We start from the raw sequence: 19355 nt of genomic DNA, 5'->3' as shown, positions 1-19355 counted from the left end.
TCGAGTCTCGCAAAGACCCCCGACTTGGGAACCTCAGATGATCATGCACAGTCAGTGCGCGCGAACCGTCCGCGCTGCGTATGCTGTGAGCCGGATATCGACCCCGGAGAGCGACCGGGTGCGGAGGAGCGAACCGTGGACCTGACCCTTTCGACACGCGAGGTCGGCGACAAGACCATCGTGTCGGTCGGCGGTGAGATCGACGTCTACACCGCGCCCAAGCTGCGCGACACGATCACCGAGCTCGTGGGCGACGGGCGCTACCAGATCATCATCGACATGGAGGCGGTCGAGTTCCTCGACTCCACCGGCCTCGGTGTGCTGGTCGGGGGGCTGAAGAAGGTCAGGGCCCACGACGGCTCCCTTGAGCTCGTCTGCACCCAGGACCGACTGCTCAAGATCTTCCGCATCACCGGGCTGGCGAAGGTCTTCCCGATCCACGGCTCGGCCGACTCCGCACTCGCCTCCGCCTAAGAGGTCCCGCCAGTAGGGCGAATGCCGGCTGGCCGCCGCCCCAGCACGCACCTGAGCACCTTCTCCTCGGTCGCCGGGCCTCCGGCCCGTCTCCCTCGTCGGCGGCACTCATCCACGCACTGGGACGACGCCCAACTCGACAGCCCCTACTGGCGGAACCTCTAGTCCCCTCTACCTAGCCCGCCTGCCGCTGAGCGCACGTTCGTGCGTAGACTCCGGGATGCTTCGTGCCCCTCCCGCATCGGGGCACCACCCCAATCTCCAGGAGGAAACGCATGACCCGGGTCCTTCCCGCCGTCGTGGACCTCACCGGGACGAACCTGTGGCTGGTTGTCATCGTCGCTCTGATCGCCCTCGGCGCGATCGGGATGGCGGTGCTCTTCCGATCCCAGGTGCTCGCCGCCGGTGAAGGCACCGACAACATGAAGAACATCGCCCTCGCGGTTCAGGAGGGCGCCAGCGCCTACCTCACGAGGCAGTTCCGGACGCTGGGCGTCTTCGCCGCCGTCGCCTTCGTGATCTTGCTGGCGCTTCCGGCCGACGACTGGGGCGTGCGGATCGGACGCTCGGTCTTCTTCCTCCTCGGCGCCGGCTTCTCCGCCGCCATCGGCTACCTCGGCATGTCGCTGGCCGTTCGGGCCAACCTGCGGGTGGCCGCTGCCGCCAACTCCGAGGGCCGCGACCCGGCGATGAACGTCGGCTTCCGCACCGGCGCCTTCGTCGGCATGGCGACGGTGGGTCTCGGCCTGCTCGGTGCCAGCGTCGTGGTGCTGATCTTCAAGGACGAGGCGCCGCACGTGTTGGAGGGCTTCGGCTTCGGTGCCGCACTTCTCGCGATGTTCATGCGTGTCGGCGGCGGCATCTTCACCAAGGCCGCCGACGTCGGTGCGGACCTGGTCGGCAAGGTCGAGCAGAACATCCCCGAGGACGACCCGCGCAACGCGGCCACCATCGCCGACAACGTGGGCGACAACGTGGGCGACTGCGCCGGCATGGCCGCGGACCTCTTCGAGTCGTACGCCGTCACGCTGGTCGCCGCTCTGATCCTGGGCTCACAGGCCTTCGGTGACAAGGGCCTGGTCTTCCCGCTGCTGGTGCCCGCCATCGGCGCGTTGACCGCCGTGCTCGGCGTCTTCATCACCAAGCCCCGGCCCGGAGAGAACGGCCTGCGCACGATCAACCGTTCCTTCTACATCTCGGCCGCCGTCGGTGCGATCGCGTCGGTGATCCTCTCCTACGCCTACCTGCCCAGCTCCTTCGGCGAGCTCCTCAACAACACCGCTGGCAACGCCGACGGCGACCCGCGGCTGATCGCGTCGATCGCGGTCGTGATCGGCATCGTGATGGCAGCCGCCATCTTGGCGCTCACCGGCTACTACACCGGCACCGAGCACCGGCCGGTCAAGGATGTCGGTCGGACCTCGCTCACCGGTGCCGCCACCGTCATCCTGTCCGGCATCTCGGTCGGTCTGGAGTCGGCGGTCTACACCGCGATCGTGATCGCGGCCGCCGTGTTCGGGGCCTTCCTGCTCGGTGGCGCGACATTGACGGTGTCCCTCTTCGCGGTCGCGCTGGCCGGTTGCGGCCTGCTCACCACGGTCGGTGTGATCGTGGCGATGGACACCTTCGGCCCCGTCTCCGACAACGCCCAGGGCATCGCGGAGATGTCTGGTGACGTCAGCGAGGAGGGCGCGCAGATCCTCACCGAGCTCGACGCGGTCGGCAACACCACCAAGGCGATCACCAAGGGCATCGCCATCGCGACGGCAGTGTTGGCGGCGACCGCGCTGTTCGGCTCCTACTCGACCTCGCTGGCCGAGGCCGTCGTGGAGTCGGGCGCCGACTTCGACTCGACGCTGCTGTTCGTCTTCAACCCGGCGGTGCTGGTGGGCATCATCCTCGGTGCGTCGGTGGTGTTCCTCTTCTCCGGCCTGGCCATCAACGCCGTCGGCCGGGCCGCCGGTGCGGTGGTCTTCGAGGTGCGCCGCCAGTTCCGCGAGATCCCCGGGATCATGGAGGGCACCGGGCGTCCCGAGTACGGCCGCGTGGTCGACATCGTCACTCGCGACTCGCTCCGTGAGCTGGTCACCCCGGGCATCTTGGCCGTGCTGGCACCGGTCGCAGTTGGCTTCGGGCTCGGCGTGACGGCCCTGGCCGGCTTCCTGGCCGGCGCGATCGGCTCCGGTGTGCTGATGGCGATCTTCCTGGCCAACGCTGGTGGCGCCTGGGACAACGCCAAGAAGCTGGTCGAGGACGGCCACCACGGCGGCAAGGGCTCCGACGCGCACGCCGCGACGGTCATCGGCGACACCGTCGGCGACCCGTTCAAGGACACCGCCGGCCCGTCGATCAACCCGTTGATCAAGGTGATGAACCTGGTCTCGCTGCTGATCGTCAGCGCCGTGGTCTCGATGTCGATGGGCAAGGACGAGAACGACGTCGTCCGGATCCTGATCTCGCTGGTCGCCCTGGCGATCATCGTGGTGGCGGTCTACGTCTCCAAGCAGCGCTCGTCGGACATCGCCGGCGATGTCCCTGCGGAGGCACCCGCCGCCTGATCGGGGCGATGCCTGGTGGCGGATCTGGCGGCACGGCTGGCCGAAGCGTTGGCCGCAGCCGGCTTCACCTACGACGGTGTCGCGGAGCGGCTCGGTCCGGTGGCGCATGCGGCCCTTGGCCGCAACGAGACGACACCCGGGCTGCGCCGCACTGCGCACGCCGACCCGCTGAGCACGCTGACCCGGATCTTCCTGCTCCAGGCACCGGTCCGACGAAGCGATGCCGAGGCGGCGCTGCCCGGCCTGGTCGATCCGCTCACTGCCGAAGGGTTTCTGGCCGCGAGTGTCGGGGAGGTGGCTGCCCGGCTGGACGTCCGGCCGTACGCCGCAGAGGACGCCACCGGCTCCCGCGACCTCTGGGTGGTCTCCGACCTGACCCCGGGACTGGACGGCAGCGAGGCACGGGTCGGCGGGGATCACGTCCTCGGCATCAGCCCCGCCTCGCTGTCCCTGTCCCGACTCACCCTGCGGTCGCCGGTGGAGCACGCGCTGGACCTGGGCACCGGCTGCGGCGTACAAGCTCTGCATCTGGCCACCCACACCGACCGGGTCGTCGCGACCGACGTCAACCCACGAGCGCTGCGGATCGTGGCCTTCAACGCCGAGCTCAACGGCATCGACAACGTCGAGATCCGCGACGGGTCGTTCTTCGCGCCCGTCGCCGACGAGCGCTTCGACCTGATCGCAACCAATCCGCCGTTCGTGACCTCGCCGGCGACGGGCGAGCGCCTGGTCTACCGCGACTCCGGGCTGCCGGGCGATCGGGCGGTGGAGGACATCGTCCGGCGTGCGCCGGACCACCTCACCGAGGGCGGCGTGTGCCAGGTGCTGGCGAACTGGGTGATCGCCGAGGGCAGCTCATGGGACGAGCGTCTGGCCGGCTGGCTGGATCCCGGCTGCGACGCGCTGGTCGTGCAGCGCGAGGTGGTCGACCCGGCGGAGTACGTCGAGATGTGGCTCAAGGACTCTGGCCATCACGGGGCCGCGGACTACGTCGAGAGATACGACACCTGGCTCTCCTGGCTGGCCGACCAGGGCGTGGAGGGCGTCGGCTTCGGGTGGATCACGCTGCGCCGACGGCGCGACGGTGAAGGACAGCACCGACTCGACGACTGGCCCCATCTGGTCGAGCAGCCCATCGCCCCGGCGATCGGTGAGTGGCTGGCCGTCCGCGACAGTCTCCCCGATTGCGACCTGCTCGGCGAGCGGCTCACGCTGCGCCCCGACGTCGTCCAGGAGACCAGCGGGCCGCCCGGTGCCGAGGATCCGGCCACGATCGTGCTGCGCCAGCAGCGCGGATTCCGCCGGGCGAGGTCCGTCGACACCGTCGAGGCCGCAGCCGCCGGTGCCTGCGACGGCGACCTCACCCTGGGTGACATCCTCGACGCCGTCGCCGATCTGCTCGACCGCGACGCGGCCGACCTGCGTGCTACCTACCTCCCTCGACTGACCGAGCTGGTCGAGGACGGCTATCTCGAGCTCACCCGGTCCGTCCTTATCCTGGATCGGTGAGCATCCGGCTGCGCCTGCTCGGCGAGGTGTCCTATGACAGGCAGCCGATCAGTGGCACCCGGCCGGCCGACCTGCTCGCCAGCCTTGCCCTGCATCCCGCGGGCCTCTCCGATGCGGTGCTGATCGACGAGATCTGGGCCGACGACCCGCCGGCGGCCGCGGCGAAGGCGCTGCAGGTCCTGGTCTCCCGGCTGCGCTCCCACGCGGGGCCGGACCTGGTCCGCCGGGCCGACAGCCGCTACCAACTGGCCCTGGCCGCCGACGAGGTCGATGCCTGGCAGGTCGATCGGCTGGCGGCCGCCAGCCGCGCGGCGCTGAGTGCCGATGATCCCCAGCGGGCACTCACCCTGGCTGCCGAGGCGCGAACCTCGCTCGGTCCCGCCGCCGCACCCGCCGGAGCCGGACCGCTTGCCGACCTCCGCGCGCGGGCGCGCGGACACACGGCCGCGCTCTGCCGAATCGAGGCGCTGGCCCTGAGCCGCAGTGGTCGCGATGCGGAGGCCCTGCCCCTGCTCGCCGAGGCCCACGCATCGGCTCCCGACGACGTCGAGCTGTTGGTCGCCCTGCTGCACAGTGAGGCGCACGCGGTCGGCGCGGCGGCGGCGCTGGCGCGCTATGAACGCTATCGGCGTGGTCTCGCCGACCGGCTCGGAGTGGATCCCGACCCCGCGCTGCAGCAGGTGCATCGAGAGCTGTTGGTGGCCGACGAACCGATCCGGCACGGGGTGCACTACGACGCCGACGAGTTGCTCGGTCGCGGCGACGAGTTGGTCAGGCTTCGGGCGCTGGTCCGCACCGGGCGGCTCACCTCGATCATCGGCCCTGGTGGCCTCGGCAAGACCCGAGTGGCCCACGTGCTCGCCCGCGAGGCTGACCAGCCGCGGGTCCACCTCGTCGAGTTGGTCAGCATCTCCTCGCCCGCCGACGTGGTGTCCGAGGTCGGGACGGCGCTGGGAGTCCGCGACTCGGTGACCGGTCGGCGCACTCTCTCTGTCGTGCAGATAGCCGATATCCGGGCCCGGATCGCCCAGGAGGTCGACACGGTGCCGACCCTCCTGGTGCTCGACAACTGCGAGCACGTGCTGGACGCTGTCGCCTCGTTGGTCGCCTTCTTGCTGGCCACGACTCGCGACCTGCGGGTGGTCACGACGAGTCGGGCACCGCTGGGCATCGCTGCCGAGCGGGTGTTCAACCTCGCCCAACTCGACCTCGCCGACGGGGCGGCACTCTTCAACCGCCGCGCTCGGGCCGCCCGTCCCGATGCCGACCTGCCGGCCGACGTGGTAGCCGACATCGTGCTGCGCCTCGACGGGCTGCCACTGGCGATCGAGCTGGCCGCCGCCCGGATGCGGGCGATGTCGGCCGAGGAGGTGCGGCAGCGCCTCGACGACCGCTTCGGCTTGCTGCGCAGCCGTGATCGCACGCTCCATGCCCGGCACCAGACCCTGACCGCCGTCATCGGCTGGTCTTGGGACCTCCTCACGCCCGAGGAGCAGCGTGCTCTGGCGTGGCTCTCGGTCTTCCACGGCGGACTCGACGTCGAGGCGTCGGAGGCGATGCTCGGGCGCGACGCCGCCGACCTGGTCGAGGCCTTGGTGGACCAGTCCTTGTTGGTGCCGACCGAGTACGACGGCCACATGCGCTGCCGGATGCTCGAGACGGTCCGGGAGTACGCCGGTCAGCGGCTGGCCGAGACCGGCGAGCGCGAGCATGCGCTGACGGCGCAGAGCCAGTGGGCGGTCGCCTTCGCCGAACGCTGGACCGACGAGGTGTTCGGGGCCCGTCAGTTCGAGGCCATCGACGCCTTGTGGGAAGAGGAGAACAACCTCGCCGATGTGCTCCGTCGCGCCTTGGTGGACGGTGACGCGCCGCTCGCCGTTCGCTTGCTCGCAGCACTCGGTGGGCTCTGGGCGGTCACCGGGAACCACGGTCGGGTGCTGGCCTTCGCCGACCTCGCCGAGGCGATGCTGCTCGACTTCGACCCACCCCCTGACCTGGTCGAGGCGACCATCGCCAGCCTCGCGCTGATGCTGACCTACGTGCGGTTCGTGAGACCGCCCGGCGAGGACGACCCCCTGCCGGAGGTGCTGGCCAGGCTAGGGGAGCCCCGACACCCGTGGTCGCGGGTCATCTACGCGATGTTCACCGAGGCGACCGGGCCCGACGACTCGGTCCGCGCAGTGCTCTCGCTCTCGGATCACCCGGACTCGGCCACCCGACTGATGGCACTGCAGTGGGCGGCGGTCCTCGCGGAGAACTACGGGGCGATCGCCGACTCGGCGTCCTACATCGACCAGGCGTTGCGTGCGGTGGATGAGACGACCACACCCTGGCAGCTCGCCACGCTGCATTCGCAGGCCGCCCAGCTGTGTCTCCAGCGTGGGCAGCACCGGCGAGCGGCGGAGCATGCCCGCATCGCCGAGCCGCTGCTCACCAGACTCAAGGCGGTGGACGACGCGCTCCACGCTCGCTCCGCGGTCGCGATCGCCGCGATCTTGGACGGCGACCTCGTCGGCGCTGAGAAGGTGGTGGCCGAGTTCGACGACCTGCCGCCGGGGTCGGTCGTCGGCGGCGGTGCGATGACGATCGCCGCGCAAGCGGAGTTGATGCTGGCCCGCGGCGAAGTGGCGGACGGGCTGCGTGCCTACGCCGAGGCCGTCACCGCCATGCGGGCCGTCACCTTCGCAGGGATCGAGGCCACCGGACTCGAGCCGTGGGTGGTCGTGGCGGAGGGCGCGGCTCTGGCGGCACATGTGCGCTATGCCCGCACCGAGGAGCAGCAACGTCGCACCGACGAGCTGGCAGTCCAGGTCGACACGGGACTTCGCGACCTGACGATGGGGCTGACCCACATGGTCGACTTCCCGGTCACCGGGATGGGGGTCGCCGCACTCGGCGGCTATCTGCTCTCTCGCGGGAGCGTCGAGCCCGGCCTTCGGCTGCTCGTCCTGGCCGACCGCTACGGCTACAACCGCGCCTACCCTGCGCTGTCGTGGGCCGGTCTGGTCGAGCTGGCCGAACGCGCGGCACCCGGCCGGCTCGACGAGCTCTTGGGGAGCTACGACGACCGACCGGGTGCCCGCCTGCTCGACGAGTTGGCGACGGTGCTCGAGGAGGTCGACCTCACATCTTCCGGGTGAAGGTCTTGACCGACAGCGGCGCGAAGATCGCGATCACCACCGCGCAGCCCAGCAACGCCCAGCCGAGATCGGCGGTGACGCGGCCGTCGTTGGCCAGTCCCCGAATTGCGGAGATCACGTGGGACACCGGGTTGAGGTCGGCGAACGTGCGCAGCCAGGTCGGCATCGTCTCGGTCGGCACGAAGGCGTTGGAGAGGAAGGTCAGCGGGAACATCACCATCAACGAGATGCCTTGCACCCCCTGTGCGCTGCGGCCGATGGTGCCGAACCAAGTGAAGATCCAAGCCAGTGACCAGCCGGCGACGATGGCGAGCAGAATCGCGCCCAGCACGCCGAACACCCCACCGCCGGGCCGGTAGCCCATCACCATGCCGGTGGCGAAGGTGAGCGTCGCGGCGATCGCATAGCGCAGCATGTCGGCCACCATCGGGCCGGCCAGGGGTGCGATCCGGGAGATCGGCAGCACCTTGAACCGGTCGAAGACCCCCTTGTCCATGTCCTCGCGCAGCTGGACCCCGGTCGCCACGCAGGCGGTGAGCACGGTCTGACCGATCAGGCCGGGGATGATCAACGGCAGATAGGCGTTGACGTCGCCGGAGATGGCGCCACCGAAGATGTAGGCGAACATCGCGGTGAACAGCAGCGGCTGGAGGGTCACGTCGAAGAGCTGCTCGAAGTTGCGGCGCATCTTCAAGGTAGCCCTCCAGGCCATGGTGAAGGTCTGGCTCAGCGTCGCCCCCAGTGAGACATGGCGGGGCAGCGGTGCGGACGGGTCGCGCGTGGGTACGGCGGTCAAGGTAGTCATCGGACGTTCTCCATCGGGTTCGTGTCGGCGGGCTCGCCGTCGTCACCGGTGTCTGTATCGGTGTCGGGGCCGGTGTCGTGGCCGGTCAGCGCCAAGAAGACCTCGTCGAGCGAGGGCTTCTGGATCGAGACCGCGTCGATCTCGAGGTGCTGGGCGCGCAGCTTCACCAAGACGTCGACCGCCTGGTCGCTGCGGTGCAAGGGGACGGTGATGCGGCGCGCCTCCGGGGAGAGGATCGGCTGTTCTCCCGTTTCCTTTGCGGCGATCTCGGCGGCCGCGGGGATCTGGGCAGGATCCACCATCGTCAGGTGGAGACTGGACCGGCCCACCGACGACTTCAACTCGTCGGAGGTTCCCTCGGCGACCTTCACGCCTCGGTCGATCACCGCGATCCGGTCGGCGAGCTGGTCGGCCTCGTCGAGGTACTGCGTGGTGAGCAGCACGGTGCAGCCGCTTCTGACCAGCTCCCGAATGGTGACCCACATCTGGCCGCGGGTGCGCGGGTCCAGGCCGGTGGTCGGCTCGTCGAGGAAGATCAGGGGCGGCCGGGTGATCAGGCTGGCAGCGAGGTCGAGTCGCCGACGCATGCCGCCGGAGAAGGCGGAGATCGGCTTCGAGGCGGCCTCGGTCAGGTCGAACTGTTCGAGCAGTCGCTCGGCAGTGGCCCGTGCCGGTGTCTTCGGCACGCCCTGCAAGCGAGCGAAGAGGAGCAGGTTCTCGGTCGCGGTGAGATTCTCGTCGACCGAGGCATACTGCCCGGTCACGCCGAGCAGCTGGCGGACGACGTGGGCTTCCTTGCGGACGTCGTGTCCGAAGATCTCGGCGCGGCCCTCGTCGATCGGCAGCAGCGTGGCGAGCATCTTGAGCATCGTGGTCTTGCCGGCCCCGTTCGGGCCGAGGACACCGAAGACCTCTCCACGCCGGACCTCGAGGTCGATCTGGTTCACGGCGCGTTGGTCGCCAAAGTCCTTCACCAGGCCCTCAGCGCGAACAGCGAGTGTCGTGTCTGTCACGGGTCTATGGTGCCGTGAGCGCGGTTGCATGACGGTTACACCGATCTAGCCGGTGGTTACACGATGGAGGCCACAGCCCGCAGGTTGGGAAGGGCGCGCTACGGTAAGGCCGCGCCGCCTGGCGCATGGACGAGCAGAGAAGGACAGCACACCTCGTGGCACACAAGCTGGTGATCGTCGAGTCCCCGGCCAAGGCCCGCACTATTGGCGGCTACCTCGGCAACGGGTTCGTCGTCGAGTCCTCCATCGGCCATATCCGAGACCTGCCGCAGAGTGCCGCCGAGACCCCCGCCAAGATCAAGGACAAGCCGTGGGGCCGCCTCGCCGTCGACGTCGACCACGACTTCGAGCCCTACTACGTCGTGCCGCGTGACAAGAAGGCACACATGACCAAGCTCAAGTCGCTCCTCAAGGACGCCGACGAGCTCTACCTGGCCACCGACGAGGACCGCGAAGGCGAGGCGATCGCCTGGCACCTGCTCGACGAGCTCAAGCCGAAGGTGCCGGTCCATCGGATGGTCTTCCACGAGATCACCAAACCGGCCATCCTCGCTGCCGCCGAGCACCCACGAGACCTCGACATGGACCTGGTCGAGGCGCAGGAGGCCCGCCGCATCCTCGACCGTCTCTACGGCTACGAGGTCTCACCGGTGCTGTGGCGCAAGGTGATGTCGGGACTCTCCGCGGGCCGCGTGCAATCGGTGGCCACCAGGCTGGTCGTCGACCGTGAGCGGGAGCGGATTGCCTTCCGTGCGGCGTCGTACTGGGACCTGGAAGGCACCTTCGACGCCGGCGCAGAGGCCGACCCGCGGATGTTCCCGGCCAAGCTGCACTCGGTGGACGGCTCCCGGGTCGCCCGCGGCGGTGACTTCGGGCCGGACGGTGAGCTGGCCAAGAAGGGCGTCGTTCACCTCGACCGGGCCACCGCCGAGTCGCTGGTCGACGCGCTCTCCGACACCGCGTTCGCGGTTCACTCGGTGGAGTCCAAGCCCTACCGGCGCTCGCCGTACCCTCCCTTCCGGACGACCACGCTGCAGCAGGAAGCCTCCCGCAAGCTCGGCATGAGCGCCTCGACCACGATGTCGGTCGCGCAGCGGCTCTACGAGAACGGCTTCATCACCTATATGCGCACCGACTCCACCACCCTGTCGGGTGCGGCGGTGGCAGCGGCGCGCAGCCAGGTGGGCGAGTTGTACGGCGCGGAGTACCTCCCCGACGTCCCGCGCACCTACACCTCGAAGGTCAAGAACGCCCAGGAGGCGCACGAGGCGATCCGACCCGCCGGCGAGTCGTTTCGGACCCCTGCCCAGACCGGGCTGACCGGTGAGCAGTTCCGGCTCTACGAACTGATCTGGATGCGGACCGTTGCCTCCCAGATGAAGGACGCGGTCGGCAACTCGGTCACCGTCCGGCTTGGCGGCTCTGCCTCGACCGGACAGGACGTGGTGTTCTCGGCGAGCGGTCGGACGATCACCTTCTACGGCTTCTTGAAGGCCTACGTCGAGGACAAGGACGACAAGAGCAAGAAGCGCGACGACACCGAGGTGCGGCTGCCCTCCCTGACCGAGGGCCAGCCGGTGTCCGCGGCGTCGGTGACGGCCGGTGGTCACGAGACCAAGCCGCCTGCCCGCTACACCGAGGCGACGCTGATCAAGGAGCTGGAGGACCGAGAGATCGGGCGGCCGTCGACATACGCCTCGATTATCGGAACCATCCTCAATCGGGGCTACGTCTACAAGAAGGGCACCGCGCTGGTCCCCGCGTGGCTGGCCTTCTCGGTCGTACGTCTGCTGGAGGAGCACTTCACCCGATTCGTCTCCTACGAGTTCACCGCCGGCATGGAGGACGTCCTCGACGAGATCGCGGCCGGCAACAAGGACCGCATCTCCGAGCTGGCGGAGTTCTACTACGGCTCCGACCGAGTCGAGGGTCTGCAGCCCCTGGTCAACGGTCTGGGCGACATCGACGCCAAGGAGCTTGCGACTTTCCCGATCGGCGGGCCCGACTCCGGCATCGCGCTGCGGGTCGGCCGCTACGGGCCTTACCTCGAAGGCCCCGGCGATGACGGGATGCCAGCGGGCAAGCGCGCCAACGTGCCCGACGATCTGCCGCCCGACGAGCTGACCCTGGCCAAGGCCCGCGAGCTGCTGGTGAACCCCGCCGGTGAGGAGATCGCCCTCGGCGTGCACCCGGAGAGTGGCCTGAAGGTGGTCGCGAAGAACGGCCGGTTCGGGCCCTACGTTACCGAGGTCCTCCCCGAGGACGCGGCCAAGTCCGCCAAGCCGCGGACCGGGTCGCTGTTCAAGTCGATGAGCCTCGAGTCGGTGACCTTGGCCGATGCGCTCAAGCTGCTCTCCCTCCCACGGGTGCTCGGCACCGACGCGGAGGGCGTGGAGATCACCGCGCAGAACGGTCGCTACGGGCCCTACCTGAAGAAGGGCACCGACTCCCGTTCACTGACCTCGGAGGAGCAGCTCTTCACCATCACCTTGGACGAGGCGCTCGCGATCTACGCCCAACCCAAGCAACGCGGTCGGGCCGCTGCCGCGGCGCCGCTGAAGGAGCTGGGCGCCGACCCGGTCTCGGGCAAGCCGGTCGTGGTGAAGTCCGGTCGATTCGGTGACTACGTCACCGACGGTGAGTACAACGCCACCCTCCGCAAGGAGGACACCGTCGAGGCGATCACCCTCGAGCGGGCCGCCGAGCTGCTCGCCGAGCGGCGCGCGAAGGGCCCGGCGAAGAAGGCCAGCCGCCGCTCGCCGGCGAAGAAGACCGCCAAGAAGTCGGCTGCCAAGAAGTCGGCCGCCAAGCGCTGAGGTTTCCGGGGCGGCGGCTACGGGGCGGAGCCGGTGATACCCGCCCCTTCGCAGAGCTCGGATGAACTGCATCGGCTCTACCGCGCGGTCGAAGTGGCGGTCACCGTCCAGCTCGCCGTCGTTGATTCGGTGACAACTGTGTCGCGCCGCCCCTCTAGGATCGGCCTGACACCTGCCATGAGCCGCTTGCAGACGAGGGGATGCCTGTGACGCCCAGCCCGGGCCGCTACGCCGCGCGCGGCGTCTTCGTCTGCTTCGAGGGTGGTGAAGGCAGCGGCAAGTCGACCCAGTCGGGTCGGCTGCGGGCATGGCTGGAGGCTGAGGGCTTCTCGGTCGTCGCCACCTTCGAACCCGGCGACACCGAGGTGGGCCGGCAGCTTCGCCGGATCGTGCTCGATCCGGCCACAGGCACGCTGTCGGACCGCACCGAGGCGTTGTTGTATGCCGCGGACAAGGCCGAGCACGTCGACACCGTGGTGCTCCCCGCGCTGGCGCGGGGGGCGGTGGTCGTCACCGATCGCTACGTCGACTCGACGCTGGCCTACCAAGGCGCCGGCCGCGCGCTGGACGTGGCCGAGCTCGAAGCGGTGGCCCGCTGGGCGACCCAGGACCTGCGACCGCACCTGACCGTCGTCCTCGATCTGGCGCCCGAGCAGGGACTGGGCCGGTTCAGTGTGCGCGACCGGATCGAGGGGGAGTCCTTGGAGTTCCATCGCCGGGTCCGCGAGTCCTTCCTCCAGATGGCGGCCGCCGACCCCGATCACTACCTGGTCCTCGACGCCCATCTGCCGGAGGAGCAGATCGAGCAGGCCGTGCGTGATCGGGTGCGGCCACTGCTCGACGAGGTGGCGCAGTCGTGACGGTCTGGGACGCGCTGGTCGGTCAGCGGCACGTCGTGGAGACCCTCCGGGTCTGCCTCGGCGGCCGCGGTATGACTCATACCTGGCTGTTCACCGGCCCACCCGGTTCGGGACGGTCCAACGCGGCGATCGCCTTCGCAGCGGCCATCGAGTGCGAGCAGGACGGTTGCGGGGAGTGCCAGGCCTGCCACACCGTGCTGGTGGGTTCGCACCCGGACGTCACCGTGATCCGCACCGAGCGGCTCACCCTCGGGGTCGACGAGGTCCGCGAGCTCGTCCGCCGCTCCGCCCTGGCGCCGGTGGCGTCGCGACACCAGGTGCTCATCATCGAGGACGCCGACCGGCTCACCGAACAGGCCGGCAACGCCCTCCTCAAGGCCATCGAAGAGCCCACCGAGCACACCATCTGGATCCTCTGCGCCCCGACCGTCGAAGACCTCCTCCCGACCATCCGGTCCCGGTGCCGCCAGGTAGTGCTCACCACGCCCACCGACCGGGAGGTCGCAGAGCACCTCATCACCGCCGAAGGCGTGGCCGAGGAGCTGGCCTGGTCGGCCGCTCGGGCCTCCCAGGGACACATCGGCCGAGCGCGCGCTCTCGCGCTTCACCAGGACGTCCGCAACCGTCGCCGCTCGGTCGTCGGCTATCCGACCTCCCTGACCGGGCTGCAGGCATGCCTGAGCGCTGCCGCCGACCTCGCCGAGTCGACAGCGGAGGAGGCGACCACGGTCACCGGTGAGGTGGATGCCCGAGAGAAGGCCGACCTTGCGACGTCGTACGGCGTGGTCGAGCGCGGGCGGCGACCGCGGGAGTATGCCCCTGCTCTCGCGGCCCTGGAGAAGGCGCAGAAGACCAGGGCGAAGCGTCGCCACCTCGATGTGATCGACCGGGGGTTGATGGATCTGGTGTCGGTCTATCGTGACGCGATCAAGCTCGGCACCGGCGCGGACGGCGAGCTGATCAACGAGGACATCCGGCCGCAGATCGTCGCGTTGGCGGAGCTGTCCAGCCCCGAGGCGCAGCTGCGGCGGATCGATGCCATCTTCACCGCGCGGGAGCAGATGCTGGAGTTCAACGTCCCGCCGCTGTTGGCGTTGGAGTCGATGATGTTGGCGTTGCGGGTGCCGAGGAGGAGCGCCTGATGAGGCGTTGGATCGCGGGCCTGGTGCTGCTGGGTCTGCTGGGCGTCACGGCAGGAGTCGCTGTCACCCTGGTGGCCGAAGACCGTGGCCGGGGCTCGGAGAACAGCACCGCTCCCACCGTCCAGCCGACCCCCAGCGACCCCGCCGTCACGGCGGCCCCAGATCCGGCGCTGGCAGGCTTCTACGATCAGCGGCTGACCTGGTCGGCGTGCGGTGACAACCAATGCTCGACGCTCACCGTCCCGCTGGACTACGCCCATCCAGCGGAGCAGAGCATCGAGCTCAGGCTGCTCAAGGTGCCCGCGCGTGGACAGCGGCTCAGCTCGCTCGTGGTCAACCCGGGAGGCCCGGGAGCGCCCGGCACGGAGTACGCCGCCCAGGCCGCTAGCGTCTTCGGCAAGCCGCTGCTGGAGCACTTCGACATCGTCGGCTTCGATCCGCGCGGCACCGGGGAGAGCTCGCCGGTCGACTGCCTCGACGACGACCAGCTCGACGACTTCCTCGCGACCGACCCGGCGCCCTCCACCGTCTCGGAGACGCGGGTCCTCATGAGCGGTGTGCGCGCTTTCGGGCAAGGCTGTCGTGCGCTGTCGGGCGAGTTGGCTGCCCATGTCTCGACCGACGATGCGGCCCGCGACATCGATGTCTTGCGCGCCGCGCTGGGTCAGTCGACGCTCGACTACTTCGGCGCGTCCTACGGCACCAAGCTGGGCGCGGTCTATGCCGACCTCTTCCCCGACAAGGTAGGACGCCTCGTTCTCGACGGCGCGATGGACCTGGAGCTGAGCACCAGGGATCTCTCTCTGCAGCAGGCAGCCGGATTCCAGACCGCCTTGGACTCCTATCTCCAAGACTGCATCGACAACACCGACCAGTCCTGCTTCCTCGGCAACAGCGTCGTGGAGGGGCGTCGCACCATCGAGGACTTGCTGGACCGGATCGACCAGGATCCGCTCCCGACGACGAGCGACCGTGAGCTCACCCTCGGCCTGGCCTTCTACGGCATCGCCACTCCGCTCTACAACAAGGACTACTGGTTCCTGCTGACCACCGGACTGAAGTCTGCGATCGGTGGGGACGGATCCGCGTTGTTGCTGCTTGCCGACGCCTACACCTACCGCGACCCGTCGGGTGGCTTCCTCAACAACGCCATCGAGGCCAACCTGGCGATCAACTGCCGTGACGACGGCTGGTCGCTGCCAGCGACTCGCGTGCCGACCCAGGTCCCTGCGTTCGAGAAGGCATCACCGGTGTTCGGGCGGATCTTCGCCTGGTCGCTCACCGGGTGCCGCGGGTTCGGCTGGCCGGTCGCGGAGCCCTATCCGAAGGTGATGGCCCAGGGCGCGGCGCCGATCCTGGTCATCGGCACCAGCCGCGACCCCGCCACCCCGTTGGCCTGGGCTAAGGCACTCGCCGACCAGCTGGCCTCCGGAGTCCTGGTCACCCGTGACGGCGACGGACACACCGGCTATCACGCCGGCAACGCCTGCGTCGACGACGCCGTGGAGGACTTTCTCGTCGACGGCGACGTGCCCCAGGACGGCCTCGCCTGCTGATCCGCTCGGCGGGAGCGGTCGAGGGATAGGAGATCCCGCGGGCAGGGTGGCCCTACCCGCGGGATCTCTGGGCCTGACGGCCGGTCCTGGTGTGGGGGGGGGTGGACTGGCTGTCAGACGAGGAAGGAAGTCTGATCGCCAGATCAGCGACCAGCGTTGGCCAGCTCTTCGAGCTCGGCGATCTGGTCGTCGTTGTGCTGGGCGGCGGCGACTGCCGCGGTGAGCCGCGGCATCACCACGGACACGAGGATGCCCAGGTTGACCCGGGTCGCGTCGAGCAGCATGCCGGACATCAGGTCCTCGCCGTGGCGTTGCACGACGATGGTGTTGTCTCCGTCGACGTCGAGCAAGTAGTAGCGGTTCAGCGCGGGGAAGTTGGAGCCCGACAGGGTGTCGGAGATCTCGTAGGTCAGCTGGTTGAACAGCGCCACCGCCTCCGGGCGGCTGTTGTAGCCGGCCAGGCTGAGGCCGCTCTCGCGGTCCCAGATGTCGCTGGCGACGAGACCGTCCTTGAGCACCGCCTTCGCAGCCGCGATGGCCTGCTCGAGGGCATTGATGTCGATGTCGAGCATGGGGTCTCCGCTTCTTTCGGTGTTTCCTTCGGTGCGCGGTCGCGCGGGGTGGGTGGTTCGGTTCAGCGTGCGTCGGCCAGGATCGTGCGGACGTCACGGGCGGCAACGCGGCCTCGCATCAGCAGTGCTCCCAGGGGCACCTGTTCGGCGGTCACCCAGAGCAGCACCTGCCCGATGATCAGGCTGCGGATGGCCATCAGCACGGTGCTGCTGGACCCGTTGGTGAGGCTGACGATGTCGAGAAGGTCGTCGCCGTCGTGGACCGAGGTCGACATCACGTCGGCGATCGAGTGCAACGAGCTGGTCATCGCCGAGAGCCGGGTGACCTGATCCTCGTCGACCCCGAGGGTGCACAGGTTGAACCCGTCGGCGGTGCAGATCATCGCGGAGCTGAACGACGGCAGCGAGGCGGCGAGCTTGTCGAGCACGGGCACCAGCGCCCGACCGATCTGCTCTGACCACAGCTCCCAGTAGTCGGCGATATCGGTGTCCATCTCGGTGCCGTCCGGCTCCGCCGAGCGGGGGGTGAGGACGAGGATCTCTGCGTCGTGCTCGACCTCGTGCTCGGCCTCGTACGACGTGCTGCTGCTGTGCTCTGGCTGGTGTGCGTGGGCGCTCATCCGACGACCTCCTGGGAACGCTGGGCGGGAATGCGCAAGGCGGTGAGCAGGACGCTCTCGACGTCGACCCGCTCGCGCGGGTCGGCGGCGATCACGGGGACGGAGGGGTCGAAGCGACGGATGATCCGTCGGAACCTCTCCAGCTCCCGCTCGGTGCCGCCCTCGGGTAGCCGGGTGACAGCGACTGTCATCTTGCGCGTGGGGACTTCCCGGGAGATGAACTCCATCCAGAGTTCGGCGTCCAGCGTGGCGAGGTCATGCTGGCCGTAGAGCCACAGCACCACGCCGGTGCTGCGCGGCATCGCGGTCCGCCGGACGATGTCGAAGCGCTCCTGGCCGGGCGTTCCGACGACGGCCACCTGGTGGCCGTGCGGAGTGCGCCACTCACCGATCTCCAGACCCACGGTGGTGGTCGTCTTCAGGTGACGACCGGTGCGGGCGCGTAGAGCGGTGCTGAGCACCTCTGTGGTGGTCACCGGGGTGTCCGAGACGGCGCACACACCGGTGGTCTTGCCGACGCCGAAGGGTCCGACGAAGGCGACCTGGCGGGACGTGGGGGCCCCTAGTACTGGCTGCATGTTCAGCTCCCGAGAAAAAGTGTTTGAACCTGTCGTGCCAGCGCTGACGCTAGTCCGGATGGGCCATGCAGGGAAGCGAAGTGGTCGGAATTTGCCAAAGGGGTTGCCAAGCCCCGCGCAAACCCGCTATCCGCGCTCAGAGTGGTCTGGTCCGGTGACTCTCCGGGAGGCCCCGAGTGCGTCGCCCGAGCGCCACGCCGAGCAGGAGCACGAGCGCTGTGCAGCACCAGGAGCCCACCGCCGACCAGCACGGCGAGGTCGATCGCCACGCTCAGCCACGACTTGGGGACCATGTCGAAGGCGAGCATGCCGACGATGCCGATCCCGACCCACGCCAGCGGAGGCAGGGTGGTGCCCGGCCGGCGCCGCAGCGGTCGCCCCAGCGGGGTCCACCCGGGGGCCATCAGCAGTCGGCCCGGCCACCCTCGACCGGTGCGGACCGAGACCTCGCGGATCAGCAACGCCGCCCCGCCGTACAGCGGCGCGAAGAAGGGCACCACGAAGACGAGCCCGACCGGACCACCGAGGTCCCCGAGATAGGCCTGGAGCAGCTCTGCGGTCACGGGTGCCAGGAGCATCGTGGTGACGATGCCGACGGCTCGTCCACTCATCTGATTCAGAGCAGCGAGCCCCACCCCAATGCCCGCTTGATGAACACTGCTCGACCCGCTACGCCAGGCCAATCGTTCGCGCGACCGCGTCGGCACCATCACCGTCGTTGCGAGGGCCGTCTGACTGGGCCGCCGTTCTCGGGATACGGATTCGTGGGCTGGCCGACCGGGTCGGTATGCTTCCGCGCGTCGTGCCGGTCCTCCGGCACCCGCCGCCTTAGCTCAGTCGGTAGAGCGAGTCACTCGTAATGACTAGGTCGTCGGTTCGATTCCGACAGGCGGCTCCAACGGGGCCTCTGATCTCTGGCCAGCGCAAATGCTGATCGGAGGCCCTACCGGCCAGCCCGCAGCTGACGCTCTCTCGGCTACTGGTGCGTACGACGCACATGCTGTGCCGTACACACCAGTAGCCCTAGCGCACCCGGTGCTCGCCGCCAGACGTTGCCGTACGGGCCGAAGACGCCCGGGCCGCGGTCACGCGGTTCGATGCCGAACTTTCAGGCATGTTCTCAGGGGAGTTCGCCCCACTGTCCGCAGTCTTGCTTCGGACCGAGTCCGCCTCGTCTTCACAGATCGAGAACATCACCGTCGGTGCCAGGGCCCTGTCTTTGGCCGATGTCGGCCTGGCCAAGTTCGGATCGAACGCGAAGCTTGTCCAGGCGAACGTCGAGGCGATGAACCGCGCTCTTGAGTTCACCGGACCCCTGACCCCTGAGCACATCTTGGCCATCCACGAGGCGCTCATGCACGGCCAAGACCAAGCCGACCCGGGCCAGTTTCGTGACCAGCAGGTCTGGATAGGCGGAACCGACGACTCCCCCCATCGTGCGGAGTTCGTGCCTCCGCACGATGGGAGGATTGACGAGTCGATCGAGGATCTCTGTGCGTTCTCCGAGCGGACCGACCTCCCCCTCCTGACGCAGGTGGCCATCGCGCACGCCCAGTTCGAAACCATTCACCCGTTCAGGGATGGAAACGGCCGTACAGGACGAGCCCTCGTCCACCTCATGCTTCGCAACGGTGGAGCGACCACCCGCACCACGGTTCCTGTGTCTGCGGGGCTGTTGTCCGACACGGAGGCCTACTACAACTCACTCA

14 protein-coding genes, 1 tRNA gene and 1 pseudogene are annotated in these 19355 nt (G+C 69.0%); 10 read left to right on the top strand and 6 right to left on the bottom strand.

Translation table 11 applies throughout. From position 1 onward, the window contains the following. Positions 1–135: 135 nt before the first annotated feature. From QM714_RS11730 to QM714_RS11715, 4 genes are all read left to right on the top strand, one after another. A complete protein-coding gene (locus tag QM714_RS11730; RefSeq protein WP_415100625.1) occupies positions 136–474 on the top strand; it encodes an anti-sigma factor antagonist in 339 nt (112 codons plus the stop codon). 275 nt (positions 475–749) lie between these two features. Then, the gene (locus tag QM714_RS11725; RefSeq protein WP_415100623.1) at positions 750–3032 is read left to right on the top strand and encodes a sodium-translocating pyrophosphatase; all 2283 of its coding nucleotides are present in this window, start codon (positions 750–752) and stop codon (positions 3030–3032) included. A gap of 15 nt (positions 3033–3047) precedes the next feature. Further along, the gene (locus QM714_RS11720) at positions 3048–4544 is read left to right on the top strand and encodes a methyltransferase (protein ID WP_415100621.1); all 1497 of its coding nucleotides are present in this window, start codon (positions 3048–3050) and stop codon (positions 4542–4544) included. Next, on the top strand, positions 4541–7684 hold the full coding sequence (locus QM714_RS11715) for an ATP-binding protein (protein WP_415100619.1): 3144 nt from the start codon (positions 4541–4543) through the stop codon (positions 7682–7684). Before QM714_RS11720 ends, QM714_RS11715 begins: the two co-directional genes overlap by 4 nt. Here QM714_RS11715 and QM714_RS11710 read toward each other — a convergent pair. Together QM714_RS11710 and QM714_RS11705 are read right to left on the bottom strand one after the other, a co-directional pair. Then, a complete protein-coding gene (locus QM714_RS11710; protein WP_415100617.1) occupies positions 7668–8489 on the bottom strand; it encodes an ABC transporter permease in 822 nt (273 codons plus the stop codon). The genes QM714_RS11715 and QM714_RS11710 overlap by 17 nt on opposite strands. Continuing rightward, on the bottom strand, positions 8486–9502 hold the full coding sequence (locus QM714_RS11705; RefSeq protein ID WP_415100615.1) for an ATP-binding cassette domain-containing protein: 1017 nt from the start codon (positions 9500–9502) through the stop codon (positions 8486–8488). The genes QM714_RS11710 and QM714_RS11705 overlap by 4 nt, the downstream gene beginning before the upstream one ends. A gap of 125 nt (positions 9503–9627) precedes the next feature. Here QM714_RS11705 and topA point away from each other — a divergent pair, with 125 nt between their 5' ends. The 4 genes from topA (at position 9628) to QM714_RS11685 (ending at position 15876) form a co-directional block, all read left to right on the top strand. After that, on the top strand, positions 9628–12318 hold the full coding sequence (topA, locus tag QM714_RS11700; RefSeq protein WP_415100613.1) for a type I DNA topoisomerase: 2691 nt from the start codon (positions 9628–9630) through the stop codon (positions 12316–12318). 200 nt (positions 12319–12518) lie between these two features. Then, positions 12519–13178: a dTMP kinase gene (tmk, locus tag QM714_RS11695; RefSeq protein ID WP_415100611.1), complete on the top strand. Its 660-nt coding sequence runs from the start codon at positions 12519–12521 to the stop codon at positions 13176–13178. After that, complete coding sequence (locus tag QM714_RS11690; protein WP_415100609.1) at positions 13175–14320, top strand: DNA polymerase III subunit delta'; 1146 nt, start codon at positions 13175–13177, stop codon at positions 14318–14320. The genes tmk and QM714_RS11690 overlap by 4 nt, the downstream gene beginning before the upstream one ends. Continuing rightward, a complete protein-coding gene (locus QM714_RS11685; RefSeq protein WP_415100607.1) occupies positions 14320–15876 on the top strand; it encodes an alpha/beta hydrolase in 1557 nt (518 codons plus the stop codon). The genes QM714_RS11690 and QM714_RS11685 overlap by 1 nt, the downstream gene beginning before the upstream one ends. 143 nt (positions 15877–16019) lie before the next feature. Here QM714_RS11685 and QM714_RS11680 read toward each other — a convergent pair whose 3' ends face one another. From QM714_RS11680 to QM714_RS11665, 4 genes are all read right to left on the bottom strand, one after another. After that, the gene (locus QM714_RS11680) at positions 16020–16448 is read right to left on the bottom strand and encodes a hypothetical protein (protein WP_415100605.1); all 429 of its coding nucleotides are present in this window, start codon (positions 16446–16448) and stop codon (positions 16020–16022) included. 62 nt (positions 16449–16510) lie between these two features. After that, positions 16511–17068 (bottom strand): roadblock/LC7 domain-containing protein, encoded by a 558-nt coding sequence (locus QM714_RS11675; RefSeq protein WP_415100603.1) that lies wholly within the window; start codon positions 17066–17068, stop codon positions 16511–16513. Beyond that, positions 17065–17646, bottom strand: coding sequence for a hypothetical protein (locus tag QM714_RS11670; protein WP_415100601.1), 582 nt, complete (start codon positions 17644–17646; stop codon positions 17065–17067). Before QM714_RS11670 ends, QM714_RS11675 begins: the two co-directional genes overlap by 4 nt. A gap of 2 nt (positions 17647–17648) precedes the next feature. Beyond that, positions 17649–18257, bottom strand: a complete 609-nt coding sequence (locus QM714_RS11665; RefSeq protein WP_415100599.1) for a hypothetical protein — start codon at positions 18255–18257, stop codon at positions 17649–17651. Positions 18258–18468: 211 nt separating this feature from the next. Here QM714_RS11665 and QM714_RS11660 point away from each other — a divergent pair. Both QM714_RS11660 and QM714_RS11655 read left to right on the top strand, forming a co-directional pair. Continuing rightward, positions 18469–18544: transfer RNA gene (locus QM714_RS11660), tRNA-Thr, on the top strand. Positions 18545–18760: 216 nt separating this feature from the next. Further along, positions 18761–19210 (top strand): annotated as a pseudogene (locus QM714_RS11655) (Fic family protein); the annotation flags it as partial. Between the last annotated feature and the right edge of the window lie 145 nt (positions 19211–19355).

Source organism: Nocardioides sp., from assembly GCF_047602075.1.
GTDB lineage: Bacteria > Actinomycetota > Actinomycetes > Propionibacteriales > Nocardioidaceae > Nocardioides.
This window is presented reverse-complemented; position numbering and strand designations above follow the sequence as displayed.